Below are 17,907 nucleotides of genomic sequence, written 5' to 3'. Positions count from 1 at the left end.
ATCATGAGCAACAAAAGTGCGATCGGAATGATTGAGATGAACTCAATCGCCAAAGGATATGCGGTAGGCGACGCTATGCTGAAGGCAGCTAACGTTGAAATCGTTTTCAACCGGACCATTTGCCCGGGTAAGTTTATGGTCATGGTCGCCGGCGATGTAGCTGCTGTCGAATCTGCTATGGCTGCAGGGCTTGATATGGGTAGCGAAACCATTGTGGATGAACTGATCATCCCCAATGTTCACCCGTCTGTTTTCTCAGCCATTAGTGGAACCCGAGTTATCGAGGAGACGGCAGCTTTGGGTATTATCGAGACCTTCTCGGTTGCCACCATTATTGAAGCGGCAGACGCAGCAGTAAAAGCCGCCAATGTTGAGCTGATTGATATCCACCTGGCCATGGCGATTGGTGGCAAGGGGTTCCTGACCCTGACGGGTGACGTTGCTGCGGTGACTGCAGCAGTCGATGCGGGAACAGACTACATCAAGAGGAAAGGGTTGCTGGTGGATAAAGTCGTTATTCCTCAGCCCCGCAAAGAGATCTTGCAGGACAAGTTATAGTCCTTACAGTGCTACTGCTGTCTGAAATGATATACTCGGGCGCAGAAAGTAACTGAGAGATGCTGTACATGACTAAAGCTGAAGACCGAATCCTTGTTCAGGAACATCTGGCCCATGCAGCGGAGCCGAAACAGCTCAGCGCTGATGAGAAGGCGCGGCTCGAAACCCGTATCAAGGCTGTCCTCAAGGAAAAAGACGCCGTACTGGTGGCGCACTATTACACAGACCCGGATATCCAGCGTCTTGCCGAGGAAAGCGGCGGCTGTGTGGCAGATTCCCTCGAAATGGCCCGTTTTGGTAACCAGCATCCGGCCTCAACCGTGGTTGTCGCAGGTGTTCGTTTCATGGGTGAAACTGCCAAGATTCTGAACCCGGAGAAGCGCGTATTGATGCCCACTCTGGAAGCGACCTGCTCGCTTGATGTGGGATGCCCCGCGGATGAGTTTTCAGCCTTCTGCGATCAGCACAGTGATCGAACTGTGGTGGTTTATGCCAACACATCGGCTGCAGTCAAAGCCCGGGCAGACTGGGTGGTTACATCCAGCTGTGCTCAGGCCATTGTGGAAGATCTGGACTCTCGGGGAGAGAAAATTCTCTGGGCGCCGGATAAGCACCTTGGCCACTACGTTCAGAAAACCACCGGTGCTGATATGCTGCTGTGGGATGGCTCGTGCATTGTGCATGAGGAGTTCAAACACCGCGGCCTGGAAGACCTGAAGGCCCTATACCCCGATGCGGCTATTCTGGTTCACCCGGAATCCCCGGACGCTGTTGTGGAACTGGCAGACGTGGTTGGCTCAACCTCCCAACTGATTCACGCTGTGCAAACACTGCCGAATCAGGAGTTTATCGTTGCGACGGATAACGGCATTTTCTACAAAATGCAGCAACTCGCCCCCAATAAAACGCTTATTGAAGCCCCTACGGCCGGCAACGGTGCGACATGTCGAAGCTGCGCCCAGTGCCCATGGATGGCGATGAATGGTCTGGAAAACCTTTTGAGTGTTATTGAGAAGGGTGACCAGGAAGTGCTGGTGGACGCGGTAACCCGCGAGAAAGCCCTTAGGCCACTGCGCCGCATGTTGGACTTCACTGCCGGCATGAACTTGAAAGCGGCGGGTAACGCCTGATACTAGCTATTCCTGTATGCCCGAAGGCGGCTGGTAACTTCTCCCAGCCGCTCTGATACAACCTGTCTCTCGGCTGAGCCTGCGGGCAACTTCTCCTGAGCTTGCCGAAGTTGCCTTTGGGCAGATTCCAGGTCGCCCATAAGTGCATAGTATTCCGCGCGGGCTCTGTGCACACCAACGATGTTTCTTGCCATCCCTTCGGCTTCTGCAAGCCGCAACCACAAATATTCCTGCTGCTGCATTTTGCGTGTCAGCTGCTTCAGATACTCGGCGGCTTGAGTGCCGTTACCAGCTGCAATTTCCACATCCGCAAGAGTGGATGTGATCGGGTAGTTGCCGGGGTTTCTTGCCAGGGCGTCTTCGAGCAGGGCTCGCGCCTCGTCGAGTCTTTTTTGCTGAATATATATTTCAGCAAGCGTAACCTGCAGGGTAATCCGGCCCGGGTTACTGGCCAGTAACTCGTTAATCGCTTTGGCTGCTTTCTCAAACTGGTTGTTGCTCAGGTAGGCGACTGCCAACCCGTAACGGATGGCCTCGTTGCTCTGTGCGTCGGGTTTGTTAAGGTAGCTTTCAAAGGTTTCAACTGCGACGTCGGGCGAGGGGGCATAGTGCACTTGCAGACGGCTGCGCACCAAGTGGTACTCCTGGCCGTCCCGGATGGTCTTTTCAGGATATTGTTCTGCACGGTTGCGGGTATCGGCCACCCGGTTGCGGGTCAGGGGGTGCGTGGACAGGTATTCCGGCATGGTATTCCCCTGTAGCCGATTTTGCCGCATCATGATTTCAAACATTTCAGGCATACCGCGTGGATCCAATCCCGCCGTCGCCAGGATATCCAGGCCAACCCTGTCAGCTTCCTGCTCGTGAAGCCGGCTATACGCCAGCATATTCTGGATGGCCAGCGCCTGAGTGCCGGCAATGGCAGCAATACCTATATCGGACTGAGTAACCGCAGAGAGCACAATGCCCGCAATCATGCCGGCAATCGTAAGTGGTGCACTGGTTTCCTGTTGCTCCATCCGGCGGGCAAAATGCCGCTGGCTAAGATGGGCAAGTTCGTGTGCCAATACTGAGGCGAACTGCTGCTCTGTGGCTGCATTGAGGAACAGGCCGCCATTGACTCCAACGATCCCTCCGGGTACGGCGAAAGCGTTGATTGCGGAGCTATCAATGAGTGCGAGAGTAATGTCCCGGTTATCCAGCGGAGCAGAGGGCAGCAGCCGATAGGTAATAGAGCTGAGATAGTCGTATACCAGCGGGTCGGTTATGCGGGGCGCTGACCTCCGGATGGACACCATAACCTGCTGCCCGATCTCACTTTCCTTTTGTCCGGCTATAAGGCCACCGCCGGTTCCACCAATGCTCGGCAATTGGCTTTCCTGTGCGGTGGATGCTGAGCCTGATGCCAGCGTTAGAGCAAAAACCACAGCAAGCGAAAGTTTTCGGTAACAAGGAAACGCTGTAATAACGTTAGTCATGTAATGCTGTGGGCTCCTGGTTCAAACTACCCTTGTGACAACAGATCATGGTTGAAATTCCATGAAACAGTTCGGGTCGACCATTAACAGGGTTTGTGATGCAATAGAGTATCACTGAGGGCATAATGCCGGCTTGCGAATTCCATGTCTTGTAATGGTGCAACTTCTCTATGGCTGATCGTACACTCGATGCGTCCGGGCTTCGATGCCCTATGCCCCTGCTGAAAACAAAGCTGGAGCTCAACGGCATGTCGCCAGGCGAGATGCTTGAGGTAATCGCCACAGATGTGGGCTCCGCCCGCGATATCCCGGCCTTTCTGAAGTTATCCCGCCACCGTTTGGTGAACTCCTCGGAAACTGATGGCCACTACCGGTTTATGATAGAGTGCGGCGGTTAAATCTCCGGAGTCCTTGATGTTCAGAATTTTACGCGGTCTTGCGCACAAATACTTTTCAGATGAAGAAGCTGTCATTCTTTTTCTGATTCTGGTGACAGGCACAGTTTTTATTATCTGGTTTGGCGCCATGCTTGCACCAGTGATCGCCTCCCTCATAGTCGCGTTTATTCTCCAGGGGCTTGTTACCAAACTGAATGCCCTCGGCGTTCCGGAAGGTCTCGCAATAGTGGGTGTCTTCCTGGTGTTTCTGGGTGTTCTGGTGGGTTTTATGTTCGGCCTGCTGCCGCTTATCTGGACTCAGCTCAGTACTCTTGCTGGCGAAGCGCCCCGAATTATCGGTGAGTTGCAGTCCTATCTTGAACTGCTACCTGAAGAGTATCCGCATATCATCTCCGCCCAGGCGGTTAGCAGTCTTTATCAGCAAGTGAACACAGAAGTAGGGCACATGACACAGTGGTTGGTGTCCTTCTCACTATCGAGTATCCCCGATCTGGTGGCGCTACTCATTTATATCGTGCTGGTCCCCATACTGGTTTTTTTCTTTTTGAAAGACAGCGAGGTCCTTCTGGGATCCATTTCCCGGCTACTGCCACCGCAGCGCCCGATGATGCTGAAGATCTGGCACGAAGTGAATCTGCAGTGTGCTAATTATGTACGGGGAAAAGCTGTTGAAATTTTGATTGTTGGCGGCGCAACATATGTTGCATTCAAGCTGTTGGGTGTGCCTTACGCAGCTTTGCTTTCACTTTTGGTTGGGTTAAGTGTCGTGATTCCCTACATTGGTGCGGCGGTTGTGACCATTCCGGTTGCAGTGATTGCGCTGTTCGCCTTCGGCTGGGGCACACACTTTATCTGGGTTATGGTGATATACGGGATCATTCAAGCGCTGGACGGCAACGTGTTAGTGCCAGTGTTATTTTCAGAAGTGAACAACCTGCACCCGGTTATCATTATTATCTCAGTGCTGTTTTTTGGCGGCATCTGGGGTCTGTGGGGTGTGTTTTTCGCCATTCCGCTGGCAACCATGCTCAAGGCAGTGTTTTCCGCCTGGCCGGTTAAGGAACTCTCATCCTCAACCGCGCCAGATCAGATAAAATAAAATGAGAGTGTTGATCAGAGAGATTTCACCGCTGCGAGCACTTCTTCCACGTGCCCGGGCACTTTTACTCCGCGCCACTCCTTACGCAGTACGCCATCCTGGTCAATCAGGAACGTGCTGCGATCAATGCCCATGTATTCCTTGCCGTATAGCTTTTTAAGCTTGATTACGTCAAACAACTGGCAGAGAGTTTCATCTTTATCGGAAATCAGGTGAAACGGGAACTCGAACTTTGCCCGGAAGTTCTCGTGAGCCTTGAGCCCATCCCGTGACACCCCAAAAATCTCTGTATCCAGTTCCGCAAACGCCTTCATGTTGTCGCGGAAGTCCTGTCCTTCAGTTGTGCAGCCCGGAGTATTGTCTTTTGGGTAGAAATAAATAACGACATTTTTGCCGCGCAAATCCGCCAGTCGAACGGTCTGGTCGCCCGTGGCTGCTGCTTCAAAGTCTGGTACCGCTTTATTCAGTTCAATAGATGACATGACATCTCCTTTAATTCCCTTGTGTCCGTTCGTGCCCAACATTACCATAACCGTTTTATTCGGACGGAGTTTTTATGATTACGGGTAGCCTTGTCGCACTGGTAACGCCCATGCATCCAAACGGTGACGTTCACTGGGAGGATCTGGATAAACTGGTGGACTTTCATCTGGAGAACGGTACCGACGGTATCGTTGCTGTGGGAACCACCGGCGAATCCGCAACGCTCGATCAGCAAGAGCACTGCCGGGTAATTGGTTACATCATCAAACGCGTGAACGGGCGGATCCCTGTTATTGCCGGTACTGGTGGTAACAGCACACGTGAAGCCATTCATCTGACAACCGAAGCGCATAAGCTCGGTGCAGACGCTTGCCTGCTGGTTGTCCCTTACTACAACAAGCCGACTCAGGAAGGTCTGTACCAGCACTTCAAGACAATTGCTGAAGCAGTGCCCGGCATGAGTCAGATGCTCTATAACGTGCCAGGCCGTACAGCTTGCGACATGCTTAACGAAACCGTTCTTCGCCTGGCTGATATTCCGAATATTGTTGCCATCAAGGATGCCACCGGTAATATCCCCCGCGGTGCAGAGCTGATTGCTGCGCTTGATGGGCGCCTGGCTGTCTACTCCGGTGACGATGCCACTGCGGCTGAACTGATTCTCGCGGGCGGGCAGGGTAACGTTTCTGTTACTGCCAACGTGGCGCCCAGGGGCATGGCGGATCTATGTGCGGCAGCCATTGCCGGCAACCGTGAAGAAACCGATCGTTTGAACGAGCTTCTGATGCCTCTGAACCGCAAATTGTTTCTGGAAGCGAATCCCATTCCGGTCAAGTGGGCGCTTCAGCGCATGGGCCTGATTGGTGAAGGTATCCGGCTTCCATTGACGCCGTTCAGCGAAAAATTCCACGTTGAACTTGAAGAAGCGATGAAAGCCTCGGGTGTGCTCTGAGTTTGCAGATGCTCCCCAAGACACAGTCCCACACAGAGAGTAGGCCGATGCCGGTTCTTTCAGGAACCCGTAAGTTTTTTGCATTCCGTCCCACCGTGCTTGCATCAGGGCTGTTACTGGCCGTTGCGACGGCCGGTTGCAGTTTCGTCGATGACCGATCAGAGCGATACGTAGATGCAAAGGAAGGCGACGCGCTGACGTTGCCTGAAACGGCAGATACTTCCCGGTTTAATGAGGTAATGCCCATTCGCAGGATAAATCCGGCGGATGCCAGCAAAATGTATACGTCTGATATCCCGCAGCCCCCTGATATGACCTCGGAAATTCTCGAAGAAAATTACGTGGTTGAAGAGCTGGATGGCCGGGCCTGGTTGCTGGTGAACGACGTTCCCGGTCGCATCTGGCCGGCGGTAACCGGTTATATGAACGAACAGGGGCTGGGTGTCGCCTATGACAACCCACAGCTGGGCATGCTACAAAGTGATGTGGCAAACTTTAGCATGCGAGCCCGCGCTCTTCTGGAGCTTTCCAGTGCGCCAACCGAAGCAACCACAGCTGAACCCAGGGCGGTGTTGCAGGTTCGTATAGCTCCTGGTGTGCGTCGCAAAACCACTGAAATTCAGGTGCGTAAGCTCACGTCAGAAGAAGGTGGTTCCTGGCCTGCAGAGCTTATTTCCTGGCGTGGAGCAACTGATCCTTCCACGGAGGAGCTATCGCTGCAGAAACGCGTGCTCGCGGATCTTGGCGAATTCCTGAAAGCGCGCGAAGAGAGCAAATCCTTCTCCCGGGCGGCATCAGGAATGGTCTCCAAGCCTTTAGTAAAGCTTGTATCTGAAGATGACAGAGCAAAAGCGATTAGCATGGACCTCGATTACGGTCGTGCGTGGGCCGAGGTTAATCGGGCGCTTACCGAGTCAGATATCGCCATCGTAGATCTCAACCGTAGTGAAGGCTGGCTTTTTGTCGATTTCCGCAGCGCCGACGAGCGCGACCCTGGCTGGTTCAGCTGGTTCAGTGATAAAGAAAAACCTCGCCACACTCATACGGTCACCGTCGACGAACTCGATGGCCTGGTGCAGGTAACGGCTGAAACGGCTGAAAGTTATACCGGTGTGCAGGGCGATGAAGACCTGCTGACACAGCTGTTCAATTACCTATACTGATTCAGAAGGGGTGCCCGCGGCGCGGGCCTCCGTTTCGGAGACTTACAATGGAAAAGCGCGAAGAACTCTACGCAGGCAAAGCTAAATCTGTGTTCTACACTGATGATCCAGAGCGTTTTGTTCTGGTCTTTCGGGATGATACCTCGGCCTTCGATGGTGAGAAGAAGGAGCAGCTCAGCCGCAAAGGTATGGTGAACAACCGCTTCAATGCCTTCATCATGGATAAACTGGAAGCTGCTGGCGTACCGACACATCATGAAGGTTTGCTGTCGGCTACGGAATCGCTGGTGAAAAAACTGGACATGATTCCTGTCGAATGTGTGGTGCGAAATGTGTCTGCGGGTAGCTTGTGTCGTCGCCTGGGTGTGGAAGAGGGGTTGGAGCTTAATCCGCCTACCTATGAGCTCTTTCTTAAAAACGACGCCATGCATGATCCAATGGTTAATGAGTCTCTGGCTGTTAGCTTTGGTTGGGCCAGTGAGGCCGAGTTAGCTCGTATGAAAGAGCTAACCTACAAAGTGAACGACGTACTGAAAGCACTGTTCGATGATGCCGGAATGCTATTGGTCGATTACAAACTGGAGTTTGGCCGCAGCGGTGCAGAGATTGTTCTGGGCGATGAATTCAGCCCGGACGGCTGCCGTATATGGGACAAGGAAACCCGTAAAAAGATGGACAAGGATCGCTTTCGCCAAGGGCTGGGCGACGTTATCGAAACATACGAAGAAGTTGGTCGCCGTCTGGGCATAAACTTCGACGAGTGATTAACGATAAATCCAAACAGATGACAAGGACACAGGTGCACTATGCGTAAACTGACCATAGCAGTAGGAAGCTCTCTTGTATTGGCAGCTCCTCTGGCACAAGCAGACTTGGCTGGCCTTGGCGCCAGCGTGAGCTACTGGGACTCGGATTTGTCTGGGGATGTGGTCTCTGGCGGCGACTCTGTCGATGTAAATGACGAGTTGCGGCTGAAGGACGACGGTAACGCCAATGCCAGCGTTTATTTGGAACACCCTGTGCCTTTGCTACCCAATGTCCGTTTGGCTTATACGCTGGTTCAACAAAGTGGCAACGGCACGCTTTCTGGTAATTACGGATCGTTTCCAGCAGGCACATCAGTGCGCTCAGACCTGGATCTTGAACAGCTTGACCTGACCTTGTATTACGAGGTTCTCGATAATTGGGTAAACCTTGACCTTGGTCTGACGGTACGTGACTTTTCCGGCGAACTGCTAATGCAGAGTGGCGGCAGTTCAGAGAAAACCGAAGCAGATGCGGTATTACCTCTGGGCTATATTGCTGCTCGCTTTGACCTGCCTCTGACGGGTGTCGCGGTTGGTGCTGAAGGCAACTTTATAAGCTTCGATGGCGACTCCATGCGCGACTTCAACGTTTACGGCCAGTTCAACATTTCGCTTTTGCAGTTACGTGCAGGCTATCGCCAGTTAGCAGTCGATTATGAAGACGGCAGTGATGTATTTGACGTGAAGCTGGACGGGCCCTTCATCAGTGCGGGCGTAGCGTTTTAATACCACACGGCTATAGCGTGGAAGGTAATGCAGTAAACAGGAGCGAAAGATTTGAAGATTCTGGTAACGGGTACCGCTGGCTTCATCGGTGCGCAACTGGCGCACCGTTTACTTGAGCGGGGAGACGAAGTCATCGGCGTTGACAACGTCAACGATTATTACGATGTCAGTCTCAAAGAGGCCCGTTTAGCCCGACTTATTGGCCACCCCGGCTTCACGGAAGTGCGCCAGGACATCTCAGACCGTTCTGTGATGGCAGACATCTTCGCAATGCACCGCCCTGAACGAGTTGTACACCTGGCCGCCCAGGCGGGTGTGCGCTACTCACTTGAAAATCCTAATGCGTATGTGGACGCCAATCTTGTTGGCTTCATGAACATACTGGAAGGCTGCCGCCATAACGGTGTGAAGCATCTGGTTTTTGCATCAAGCAGTTCTGTGTATGGTGCGAACGAGGCCATGCCTTTTTCTGTCCACGATAACGTCGACCATCCCCTGAGCTTGTATGCGGCCTCTAAAAAAGCCAACGAGCTGATGGCTCACTCTTATGCTCATCTGTATGGTTTGCCCATCACCGGCCTGCGGTTCTTTACGGTATATGGCCCCTGGGGCCGCCCGGATATGGCGCCGTTTATCTTTACGAAAAAGATTCTTGCGGGTGAACCAATCGATGTGTTCAACCATGGCCACCACAAACGCGACTTCACCTACATCGACGATATTGTGGAAGGTGTCGTCCGCACGCTTGACCAAGTCGCCCAGCCCAACAGCGAATGGAGCGGGCAAGCGCCTGATCCTGGTACCAGCAAGGCACCGTATCGCATTTACAACATTGGTAGTAACAACCCTGTCGAGCTGTCTCGCTTCATTGAAATAATTGAAAAGCGAACTGGAAAAAAAGCGCAGAAGAACCTTCTACCCATGCAGCCAGGTGATGTAGTAGCTACCTACGCCGATGTCGACGACCTGATCAGCGACGTAGGTTATAAACCGGCTACGGGAGTGGAAAAGGGTATCTCCAACTTTGTGGACTGGTATCGGGAGTTTTACAAGGTTTGATTTAGGCCGCCTTCCCAAAGCGTTGTTCCAGCCAGGCGTTGATGTCATTGGACTCGTACATCCACTGCTCACTGCCATCGTCATTCCGGATGTGCAGGCAAGGTACTTTCACATTGCCGCCGCCCTGTTCAAGCTCAGCCCGGTGGGTCTCATTATGCTGCGCATCCCGCTTCTCGATATTCAGGTTCAGTCGTGCTATCTGCTTTCGCACTTTCACGCAGAATGGGCAGGTCTTGAACTGGTACAGCGCCAGATGCTCACAGGCTGCATCTACTTTCTGTTGCTCTTCAGCACTTCGCTCCAGGGGCTTGCCGCCACCAAGCTTTTCGCTCAGTAGCACAAAGGGTGTCAGGATCAGGCGCAACGTCCGGAAAAAATAACGGATAACCACTCGCATTGAATAAACCTTTAATTTGATACATGACTGTTTTGTACACGAACTGCGGTGGGCAGTATAAAGCAAAACAGGTGTCGTTCGGGTAATCTGGGCTTATACGTAACAGTTTTATAAGGAACATAAAATGAAGTCGATCTCCCTTTGGGATTTGCCCACAAGGCTATTTCACTGGTTGCTGGTACTCGCAGTCACGGGCTCAATCGTGACAGTGAATCTTGGTGGTACCTGGATGTTGTGGCATGAGAGGTTCGGTCTGACCATCGTGGGGCTGATCAGCTTTCGGTTGGTATGGGGATTTGTTGGCTCTACCTATGCGCGCTTTTGGCAATTTATACCGGGGCCTTCAGCAGTCTCTTCATACCTGAAAGGCACATGGCGAGGTTTGGGGCACAATCCCCTGGGTGCCTTGTCGGTATTAGCCATGCTTGGCTTGATTGGATTTCAGGCTGTTACAGGGTTGTTTGCAACAGATGCCATAGCATTTAACGGGCCGCTCTATCGTGCGGTTTCGTCTGAGTGGAACGATACAATTACGTCGTGGCACAAGCTGACAGAATGGTTTATCTACGGATTGATCGGTTTGCACATTGCCAGCGTGTTTTTTTACACCTTTGTAAAAAAGGACAACCTGATTGCCCCAATGATTAGCGGGCACAAAACCGTCAGTGAAAGCATGGGTGAAAATCGCAAAGGTGGTGGCCTGATAGCCCTGGTTGTTGCGTTGGCGGTTGCAGGATTCGCAGTATGGGTGGCTAACGGAGGGCTTCTGCCTCCCCCTCCACCACCGGCGCCCGATCTGGGCTGGTAAGCGAAGGAGGATAGGGCGTCTAAAGGTAAGGCTTACTCGGCACGGAACGCGTCGTGGCAGGCCTTACAGGACTTGCCAACTTCGCTGAACTGGGCTGCGATAGCGGCTTTGTCACCGCCGTTTGCGGCGATTTCCTGAAGCTTGGTAGATGCCTGGGCAAAACCGATAGCCACTTCACGGGCTTTTTCCGGTTCGTCGAAAAACTCTGGCTTAAGCTTGGTGTTGTCGTTCTGATCCATGCCCGTGCCAGGTCCGAAAAGGGCGCCCAGGCCAGAGTTGGCTACTGATGCAATGGCATTTGCCGCAGCAAGTATCTGTTGTTCGTTGTAGGCGACATCACCGTCGATGGCCTGAGCCTTGATTTTGCCCATGTTCCATCCGGCAAACGTAAACGCGCTCTGACGGGTTTCAATCTGATCTTCCACATCCATTTGGGCTGCAACTGGAGTAGCTACCATAGCGCTCAGTGCCAGAGCCGCAAAAATTCCTGATTTACGCATGCTCTTATTCCTCTCTCATCTATGAAAATAATTAAGCCGATTATACCGCGTTAATGATTTCACAAATATGGCATGGTTTGAATCGATACGCTGTAAAATTCCGGTAAATCCCAGGTGACCAGATCAATGTTAGGACGGCCTTTTGGCGTTGGGAAACTTTGTTGGGGAAGCCGTTTGTGGAGCGGTGCTTACAAGGAGGGTTTGTCAGTCGTTCGATGAGAATAAGTACCCAGGCACAAAAAAAGCCAGTTCTTACGGAGGGCGCAAGTAACTGACTTTTCTTGCAGAAATGGTAGGACCACCCAGATTCGAACTGGGGACCTCTACCATGTCAAGGTAGCGCTCTAACCAACTGAGCTATGGTCCTGCGTTCTGCAACGGGGCGAAATATACTGACTCCGGCGTTTTTGGTCAACCTCTTTTATCCGGTTTTTCTTCTCCTCGATGAGCTTCTGAGAACTTTGCTAAAGGCACTCCAGCGATTAACGATCAGCGCAGCGAAGATCAACCCGCAGCCGGCCAACTGGGTTGCGGTCATGGTCTCACCAAACCATCCGGCGGCGAACAGGGATACCCAAACGGGTTCCAGCACCAGAATAACGGCACCATGGCTATGAGTGGACAGGCTCTGGGCATAGGTTTGTACAAGAAAACGCCCAGCGGTTCCTATGATAGCGCTGGCAAGAATCCACCAGATTAACAGTGGTGGCGGGTTGCCAAACGTTGGCCCCCAGGGCTCCAAAATGAATGATTCAACCAGTGTCACAATCCCCACAGTAAGCAGCGCAATGGCTGTAAGGGGCAGAGCGGGGATACGGTGTTTTTCAACGGTCTCACCCTGGCGATTGATGACCTTGCGCTGGTTCGCGGCCCGGGTATTGAGGGTGAAATACAGCGCAAAAATTGAAGCGGCCACCACGAAGAACATCTGCCCCGCCTCTGGCTGAAAACCGTTGCGAAGGGAGAGAAGCGCTAATCCGGAGACGGCAACGGGAATGGCCAGCCAGGTACTTGCGGGTTGCGCCTCCTTGAACGCGAGACGGGCAATAACGGGAACAATAACCACGCCCAGGCTGGTAATGAAGGCTCCTTCACCCATGCTGGAGGCATTGAAAAGACCCATGACCCAGAAACTCATGGCTACGCCGAAGACCAGCCCGACCCCGATGCCGCGTTTCACCTGATCGCGGCTGAGGCGTGATAGTGGTTGCCAGGCGAACAACGCCAGAAAACCGCCCGCAACCAAAAAGCGTACGGCCATGAATAACAAAGGCGGCATGAGCAATATGGCTTCTTTAGAAAAAACCCAGCTCACAGCTGCAAGCAGAGTAACTGTAACAAGTAAAAGGTCGGATTTTTGAGCGTCAGACATGGTGTGGGGAGTTCACCAGAGTTAGGGAAGTGGTGTATCCCGCCAATGTATAGTTTGCGAAGTAAAAAGGAAAGAAGGCTCATCCGTGAGCCGGGTTGAATCCCTTATACAAAGCCGCTGTTAATTGTTAAGCGTTGAGTAAACCAGTGCGGACATATCGGTCTGGTCTGAGCCGGGCACCTCTATATACCGGTCTTTCGAACCCCAGAGCTTCCACCAGGGACGTTTGCTGTAGCTTCTGCTTGCAAAGTCGACCTGCAAGCCGTTCAAGGTAGTGTTGTTCACCACCGGCACCGATATGTTGCCGGTCTCTGAGCCCAGAACGCCACTGTGTGTAACGCCTTCGTTCATCAGTACCGGATAGTGGTTGTAGTAGAGGCCAGAGGGCGCGCTCTGGCTGGTGACCTTGCCTGCGAGGCTGAGATTGCTGGTGCAGGAGTCGATACCCTGGGCTGAGGTTGCGCCACAGGATGAATGTGCAGGTACTACGCCGTCATCTTTGCCGGCTATGAAGGGCTTGGTGATGCCCGCATAGGGTGAGCCACCGGCGACGAAACGAAGCCTTGGTACAGAGTTAGGGCTTAAGGCAAGGTTTCTCGCTGTATTGGTTTGCAGGTCATTCACCACGCCCAGTTTGCCCGGCTCAGGTTCAATGCCTGTGAAAGCCTGCACGGCCGCTCGAAGTGGCCAGTTATACCAGGTCGGGTTGTACGCAAGGCTCAGCGCCAGGTTCGCCAGGTCTGTGCCACCACCAGCGCCAGCGTAGTCTATGGATGCAAGGATTTTCAGTGGGGGTAAACCTTCGTTCTGCAACCAACGCGCCTGGTTTTCCAGGAGATAGCGGGTGACAAGATCGCCAGTTGAGTGGGAGACAACTATGCAGAAGTCATTGCACAGTCCTTGCTGACTGATTTCGCGGATCTGCGCATAGGCTTGTTGCGCAATGGAGCCTTCTATCCGGCCGTCGCTTGGCCAGTCAATACGTGCTTCCGAGCGTGATAACCAGAATGTTTGCCAGTAATCCTCGCCGGCGTCTCTGATTGCCTGCAGGTTCGCAGGGGGGGTATCAAGGTCCTCCATTTGGAAGCCATGCACCAGAATCACATTGTGCCCGGCCAATTGCGCCTGGGCGGTCCCGGCCATCATAGCGCTGGTCAGCGCGGTGGCCATTGCAATTTTACAGGCATATCGGGTCTTTTTTGTTGTCATGATTGCTCCGTTTTGCTTGATTTTTATTGTGGTATCTCAGAACTTGTCAGCCAGTTGTTTCAACAGAGCTGCACGCTGTTCTGATTCGGGATTTACCGCCGGCGTGTCATTAAGAGCGTCAAGATCCGGCGGCTCAAAGCTAAAACCATCATCCGGGCCGAAGGCATAATGGGTTCGGTCACCGGGCTGGGCTGGTAGTTGTCGTATCTGCAAATTTCGTAGCTGGAACGCTCCGCTAAACGATTTGTTGGCGAGCACCGTACCGTGCGCTTTCAGTAAGACCGTGTCGGCAGTGCGATCGAGCCGTCTCTCGGCCTGGAGCTGGGCGACAGGTTGCTGCCCGTTATAGAGCTGGGCAGATAACGCATAGAATCCGGAAGCCTGCGGTGAAAAGGTAACGGGAATGACAAGATTGTTGTTGCTGAGATAGGTGTCTTCCAACCCTTCAAAATCCCCGAGATAGGGTTCTATGGTAAGGCTGGAGGCATGTCGCACGGGCTTTCCATCCACGAGTGCTTCGACAATAAGCCGGTATTCTCCTGGCTCTTCGTCGGTGCCAAGGCTGCCCTGGTAGTATCCGGTCTGGGCCTCCTGCTCAAGCGTTGCACTCCCGACCGAGTCTCTGGAATCAGGGCGCTCAAGAGTCGCCTTAAGCGAATAGCCCATTACCTGGGGCCCTTGCAGTGAGGCAACGACAAGAATGTCTTCACCCCGAGTGAAGCGGAATTTGTCGAGGGTGACCGTGAACTGGCCGCCGTTTTCCAGAGGCAAGGTCACAGGCTCATAGCGATTGCCTTGGTATCCCTCTGCCTGGGCTTCGGTCAGAGGGACTGACCAGGGGGGATATCGAACAGACTCGGCGTACTGATCCGCTACCCTGGCCAGCATAAACCCGACCGGATTATCTGAAGGCGGCTTCTTATGCCGGCCATCAGTCGGCTGAAAGGCTCCTTTCACGGGGCCGGGCCCGACGGTTTCCAGGTGGCCTTCACCCCCCTGGGGCAAGGTATTCCAACTGAGACCGAAGCGGTTCTCATCTGATAAAAGGTAGCCGGCGCCGACAACAATGGAGGCTGCGGCAAATACGGCTACGAGCGCCTTCGAAGGCATTCGTTTGTCCTTTTCTATTGTTATGTTGTCTGACAAATAGGCTTTTACTGCTCAGTGCCGGCTAAAATATAGTCAAAACCTGCGGCGATGCCGGCAAATTATGTGATTGGTCTCACAAACGCATTCAAAACCAGCCGGAATCCTTAATTGCCTCAAAACCAAACCGGAGGTTTACTTCGTCCCCCACAAGCGCCGGGTCCAACCCATAGGTCATGCCCCAGTCGCTGCGTTTCAGGGTGGTTTCAGCGCTGATGCCCAGGGTGTACTCTTCGTGGCCAATCGGGTACTCAGCGGCCTTGTTCAGCGCAACGTCCAAATCCACCGGTTGGGTTTTTCCGAGCATGTTCAGGTCACCGGTTACCACGCCGGTTGATTCCCCCGTTGGCTCAAAACTGGTTACGGTGAATGTAATGTCCGGGAACTTGTCGCTGTTCAGGAAGTCTTTGCCGGTAAGGTGGTCATCGCGCTTCTCATGATTGGTAAATACGCTTTTGCTTTTGAACGCCAGCTTTCCGGAGATCAGTTCCTGAGTGTCTTCGTCGTACACGAATTCGCCTTCGACCTTTCTGAACATTCCCATGACGGGTGCGTAACCAATGTGCATGATTTCGAAAACCATCGAGAAATGCTCATCGTCCACTTCAAATGTGGAGGGCTCGGCATTGGCGACGGTCGCTACAGGCGCCAGGGCTATGCAGGTGACAAAAGCCGGAGTCAGGAAAAACGATTCAGGCTGTTTCATGGTGAAGTCTCCTTTGGTAAAGCCAGTACACGTCAGTCGTAAAAGACCAGGCGAGTAACAACAGGGCGGTTGCCAGCGTCAGGCTGGCGAAGGTAGATGAGATGGGTGGCAGTATCGCGACCATCAGGGTAACGATTTGCCACACACAGATGGTTTTGCGACGAAAACTGTCGGGCAGGGGATTATTTAGCCAGGTTAACAAGGAAGCGGCGGCCACAAACAGGTAGCGCATCAGCCCCAGGGCGAGAACCCAGGCTCCGGCTTTACCGCTCATGATAACGGCTATGCATAAACCCAGAATCAATAGCGCATCCACTTCCATATCAAAGCGGGCGCCGAAGTCACTGCCGGAGTTGGTGGCCCTGGCAAGTTTGCCGTCGACGCCGTCGAGAACCAGGGCAAGAAGGGCGCCAATGGCATAGAGCCAGAGCGCAAACTCAGAGGCCTTCATGGGGATGAACGGAGACGCCGCCACCAACACGATAATAAGGCTACTTCGAAAAAGGGTAGCGCGATTTGCCCAACCGAAATCTACATCGCTGGGCCAACGTGCGAGCACGGCAGTGCAGATTGAGCCGTACAACAGAGTTGCGAAGGCAAGCATCAGCCAGGATGATGAATACAGTTGCGTAGCAACCAGTAGCCATAACATTGCGAGCGCAGCGCCCCAGAGTAAGTCCATCCAGGGCGGTATTATGGAGTGTTTCAGCTGCCTCTCAGAATCCATAATATAACTCCAGCGTATAGGCTTCTGTGTGTCGCCGTCGATGCATAACCTTCGGGGTTAATCGGTGCCCGACGAATAATAATGACTATAGTGTTCGGAATGCGTTAGTGCATACGACAGCGAATCCTATTTGGAGGTTGTTTCTATCTATCAATTAAGAGTGCTGACACAGGGAGGGCAGGATGAGTTCCGGCTTTAGCGGTTCATCAGACAAAAATGTGTCCCGGGCCTTCTGGATTACCGGGCCTGGAGAAGGTCATGTCCGCGAAGCGCCGGTGGTGTCTGGCTTGCCGGATAGCAACGAATCCCGGGTGGTTGTGCAAACGCTCTGGTCGGGTGTCAGCAGAGGCACGGAATCCCTGGTGTTCAATGGGCGGGTTCCCGAAAGTGAATTCGAGCGTATGCAAGCGCCTTTTCAGGAAGGGCGGTTCCCATGGCCGGTAAAATACGGATACGCCAATGTCGGGCGCGTACTTGAAGGGCCGGACGAACTTATTGATAAAACGGTGTTTTGTCTTTTTCCCCATCAGGAATGCTATTCAGTCCCTGCCAGTGCGGTGACACCTGTTCCCGATGGTGTACCGCCGGAACGGGCCATTCTTGCAGCGAATATGGAAACCGCCATTAACGGTCTTTGGGATGCCATGCCAGCGGTGGGTGATCGCATTGCGGTGGTGGGCCTTGGTGTTGTGGGTCTTCTTGTCAGTTGGCTCGCCAGCCGCATTCCCGGAACGCGAGTAACCGCTATTGATACTAATCCTGCCCGGGCTTCAGTTGCGGAGGCGCTGGGGCTAACGTTTGCAGCGGGTTCGTCGGCAGATGATCACGACCTGGTTATCCATGCCAGCGGTCATGAATCCGGCCTTAAAACCGCGTTGACACTGGCTGGGCAAGAGGGGAGGGTGCTGGAAATGAGCTGGTACGGCGACAAGCCGGTTTCCATCCCACTTGGGGGCGCATTCCATGCCCGCAGGCTCACGCTGAGGTCCAGCCAGGTTGGCCAGATTCCGCCGGCTCGCCTGCCACGATGGACATATCGCAAGCGCCTCGCGTTGGCGCTTGAACTGCTGCAATACGATGTTCTGGACCACCTGATTACTGGTGAAACGGCATTTCACCAGATGCCAGAAACCATGAGCCGAATTCTTGCAATTGGCAACGATACGCTCTGCCACCGCATAAAATATTGA

General features: G+C 53.3%; 20 protein-coding genes and 1 tRNA gene. 11 read left to right on the top strand and 10 right to left on the bottom strand.

The window, feature by feature from the left end; genetic code table 11:
* Positions 1-3: 3 nt before the first annotated feature.
* Both Q4501_RS10505 and nadA read left to right on the top strand, forming a co-directional pair.
* Positions 4-558, top strand: coding sequence for a BMC domain-containing protein (locus Q4501_RS10505; RefSeq protein WP_303596168.1), 555 nt, complete (start codon positions 4-6; stop codon positions 556-558).
* Between the two features lie 68 nt (positions 559-626).
* Entirely contained in the window at positions 627-1,688 is a 1,062-nt protein-coding gene (gene nadA / locus Q4501_RS10500; RefSeq protein ID WP_303596167.1) for a quinolinate synthase NadA, read from the top strand.
* 2 nt (positions 1,689-1,690) lie between these two features.
* On the opposite strand, the gene Q4501_RS10495 is transcribed toward nadA, so the two are convergent.
* Positions 1,691-3,166: a M48 family metalloprotease gene (locus tag Q4501_RS10495; RefSeq protein ID WP_303596166.1), complete on the bottom strand. Its 1,476-nt coding sequence runs from the start codon at positions 3,164-3,166 to the stop codon at positions 1,691-1,693.
* Positions 3,167-3,336: 170 nt separating this feature from the next.
* Between Q4501_RS10495 and Q4501_RS10490 the strand changes: the two genes are divergently transcribed.
* On the top strand, positions 3,337-3,564 hold the full coding sequence (locus Q4501_RS10490; protein WP_303596165.1) for a sulfurtransferase TusA family protein: 228 nt from the start codon (positions 3,337-3,339) through the stop codon (positions 3,562-3,564).
* A gap of 16 nt (positions 3,565-3,580) precedes the next feature.
* On the top strand, positions 3,581-4,663 hold the full coding sequence (locus tag Q4501_RS10485) for an AI-2E family transporter (RefSeq protein WP_303596164.1): 1,083 nt from the start codon (positions 3,581-3,583) through the stop codon (positions 4,661-4,663).
* 14 nt (positions 4,664-4,677) lie between these two features.
* Here Q4501_RS10485 and Q4501_RS10480 read toward each other — a convergent pair whose 3' ends face one another.
* Positions 4,678-5,145, bottom strand: a complete 468-nt coding sequence (locus tag Q4501_RS10480; protein WP_303596163.1) for a peroxiredoxin — start codon at positions 5,143-5,145, stop codon at positions 4,678-4,680.
* A 74-nt stretch (positions 5,146-5,219) separates the two neighbouring features.
* Between Q4501_RS10480 and dapA the strand changes: the two genes are divergently transcribed.
* Genes dapA through Q4501_RS10455 form a run of 5 tightly spaced genes read left to right on the top strand, consistent with a single transcriptional unit; the run spans position 5,220 to position 9,852 of the window.
* Entirely contained in the window at positions 5,220-6,098 is an 879-nt protein-coding gene (gene dapA, locus Q4501_RS10475) for a 4-hydroxy-tetrahydrodipicolinate synthase (protein ID WP_303596162.1), read from the top strand.
* A gap of 47 nt (positions 6,099-6,145) precedes the next feature.
* Positions 6,146-7,261, top strand: coding sequence for an outer membrane protein assembly factor BamC (gene bamC / locus Q4501_RS10470; protein ID WP_303596161.1), 1,116 nt, complete (start codon positions 6,146-6,148; stop codon positions 7,259-7,261).
* A gap of 47 nt (positions 7,262-7,308) precedes the next feature.
* The gene (purC, locus tag Q4501_RS10465) at positions 7,309-8,025 is read left to right on the top strand and encodes a phosphoribosylaminoimidazolesuccinocarboxamide synthase (RefSeq protein WP_303596160.1); all 717 of its coding nucleotides are present in this window, start codon (positions 7,309-7,311) and stop codon (positions 8,023-8,025) included.
* A gap of 42 nt (positions 8,026-8,067) precedes the next feature.
* On the top strand, positions 8,068-8,793 hold the full coding sequence (locus Q4501_RS10460; protein ID WP_303596159.1) for a TIGR04219 family outer membrane beta-barrel protein: 726 nt from the start codon (positions 8,068-8,070) through the stop codon (positions 8,791-8,793).
* Positions 8,794-8,844: 51 nt separating this feature from the next.
* Positions 8,845-9,852 (top strand): NAD-dependent epimerase, encoded by a 1,008-nt coding sequence (locus Q4501_RS10455; RefSeq protein ID WP_303596158.1) that lies wholly within the window; start codon positions 8,845-8,847, stop codon positions 9,850-9,852.
* 1 nt (position 9,853) lies between these two features.
* On the opposite strand, the gene Q4501_RS10450 is transcribed toward Q4501_RS10455, so the two are convergent.
* Positions 9,854-10,249, bottom strand: a complete 396-nt coding sequence (locus Q4501_RS10450) for a glutaredoxin domain-containing protein (protein WP_303596157.1) — start codon at positions 10,247-10,249, stop codon at positions 9,854-9,856.
* A 124-nt stretch (positions 10,250-10,373) separates the two neighbouring features.
* Here Q4501_RS10450 and Q4501_RS10445 point away from each other — a divergent pair, with 124 nt between their 5' ends.
* Positions 10,374-11,057: a cytochrome b/b6 domain-containing protein gene (locus Q4501_RS10445; RefSeq protein ID WP_303596156.1), complete on the top strand. Its 684-nt coding sequence runs from the start codon at positions 10,374-10,376 to the stop codon at positions 11,055-11,057.
* 32 nt (positions 11,058-11,089) lie between these two features.
* On the opposite strand, the gene Q4501_RS10440 is transcribed toward Q4501_RS10445, so the two are convergent.
* The 7 genes from Q4501_RS10440 to Q4501_RS10410 form a co-directional block, all read right to left on the bottom strand.
* Positions 11,090-11,557, bottom strand: coding sequence for a cytochrome c (locus tag Q4501_RS10440; RefSeq protein WP_303596155.1), 468 nt, complete (start codon positions 11,555-11,557; stop codon positions 11,090-11,092).
* 290 nt (positions 11,558-11,847) lie between these two features.
* Positions 11,848-11,924: transfer RNA gene (locus Q4501_RS10435), tRNA-Val, on the bottom strand.
* A gap of 54 nt (positions 11,925-11,978) precedes the next feature.
* Positions 11,979-12,929 (bottom strand): DMT family transporter, encoded by a 951-nt coding sequence (locus Q4501_RS10430; RefSeq protein WP_303596154.1) that lies wholly within the window; start codon positions 12,927-12,929, stop codon positions 11,979-11,981.
* A gap of 120 nt (positions 12,930-13,049) precedes the next feature.
* Positions 13,050-14,138 (bottom strand): hypothetical protein, encoded by a 1,089-nt coding sequence (locus Q4501_RS10425; protein WP_303596153.1) that lies wholly within the window; start codon positions 14,136-14,138, stop codon positions 13,050-13,052.
* Between the two features lie 36 nt (positions 14,139-14,174).
* Complete coding sequence (locus Q4501_RS10420; protein ID WP_303596152.1) at positions 14,175-15,248, bottom strand: hypothetical protein; 1,074 nt, start codon at positions 15,246-15,248, stop codon at positions 14,175-14,177.
* 124 nt (positions 15,249-15,372) lie between these two features.
* Positions 15,373-15,990 (bottom strand): YceI family protein, encoded by a 618-nt coding sequence (locus Q4501_RS10415; RefSeq protein WP_303596151.1) that lies wholly within the window; start codon positions 15,988-15,990, stop codon positions 15,373-15,375.
* Positions 15,977-16,717 (bottom strand): CDP-alcohol phosphatidyltransferase family protein, encoded by a 741-nt coding sequence (locus tag Q4501_RS10410; protein WP_303596150.1) that lies wholly within the window; start codon positions 16,715-16,717, stop codon positions 15,977-15,979. Before Q4501_RS10410 ends, Q4501_RS10415 begins: the two co-directional genes overlap by 14 nt.
* Positions 16,718-16,899: 182 nt before the next feature.
* On the opposite strand from Q4501_RS10410, the gene Q4501_RS10405 reads away from it, so the two are divergent.
* Positions 16,900-17,907 carry a zinc-binding alcohol dehydrogenase gene (locus Q4501_RS10405; RefSeq protein WP_303596149.1) on the top strand — a complete coding sequence of 336 codons (1,008 nt, stop codon included), beginning with the start codon at positions 16,900-16,902 and terminating at the stop codon, positions 17,905-17,907.

It is taken from the genome of Marinobacter sp. 2_MG-2023 (genome assembly GCF_030546935.1).
In the GTDB taxonomy this organism is placed as follows: Bacteria; Pseudomonadota; Gammaproteobacteria; order Pseudomonadales; family Oleiphilaceae; genus Marinobacter.
Note: the sequence above shows the minus strand (reverse complement) of the source record. Positions and strands in the feature narration are given on the sequence as shown.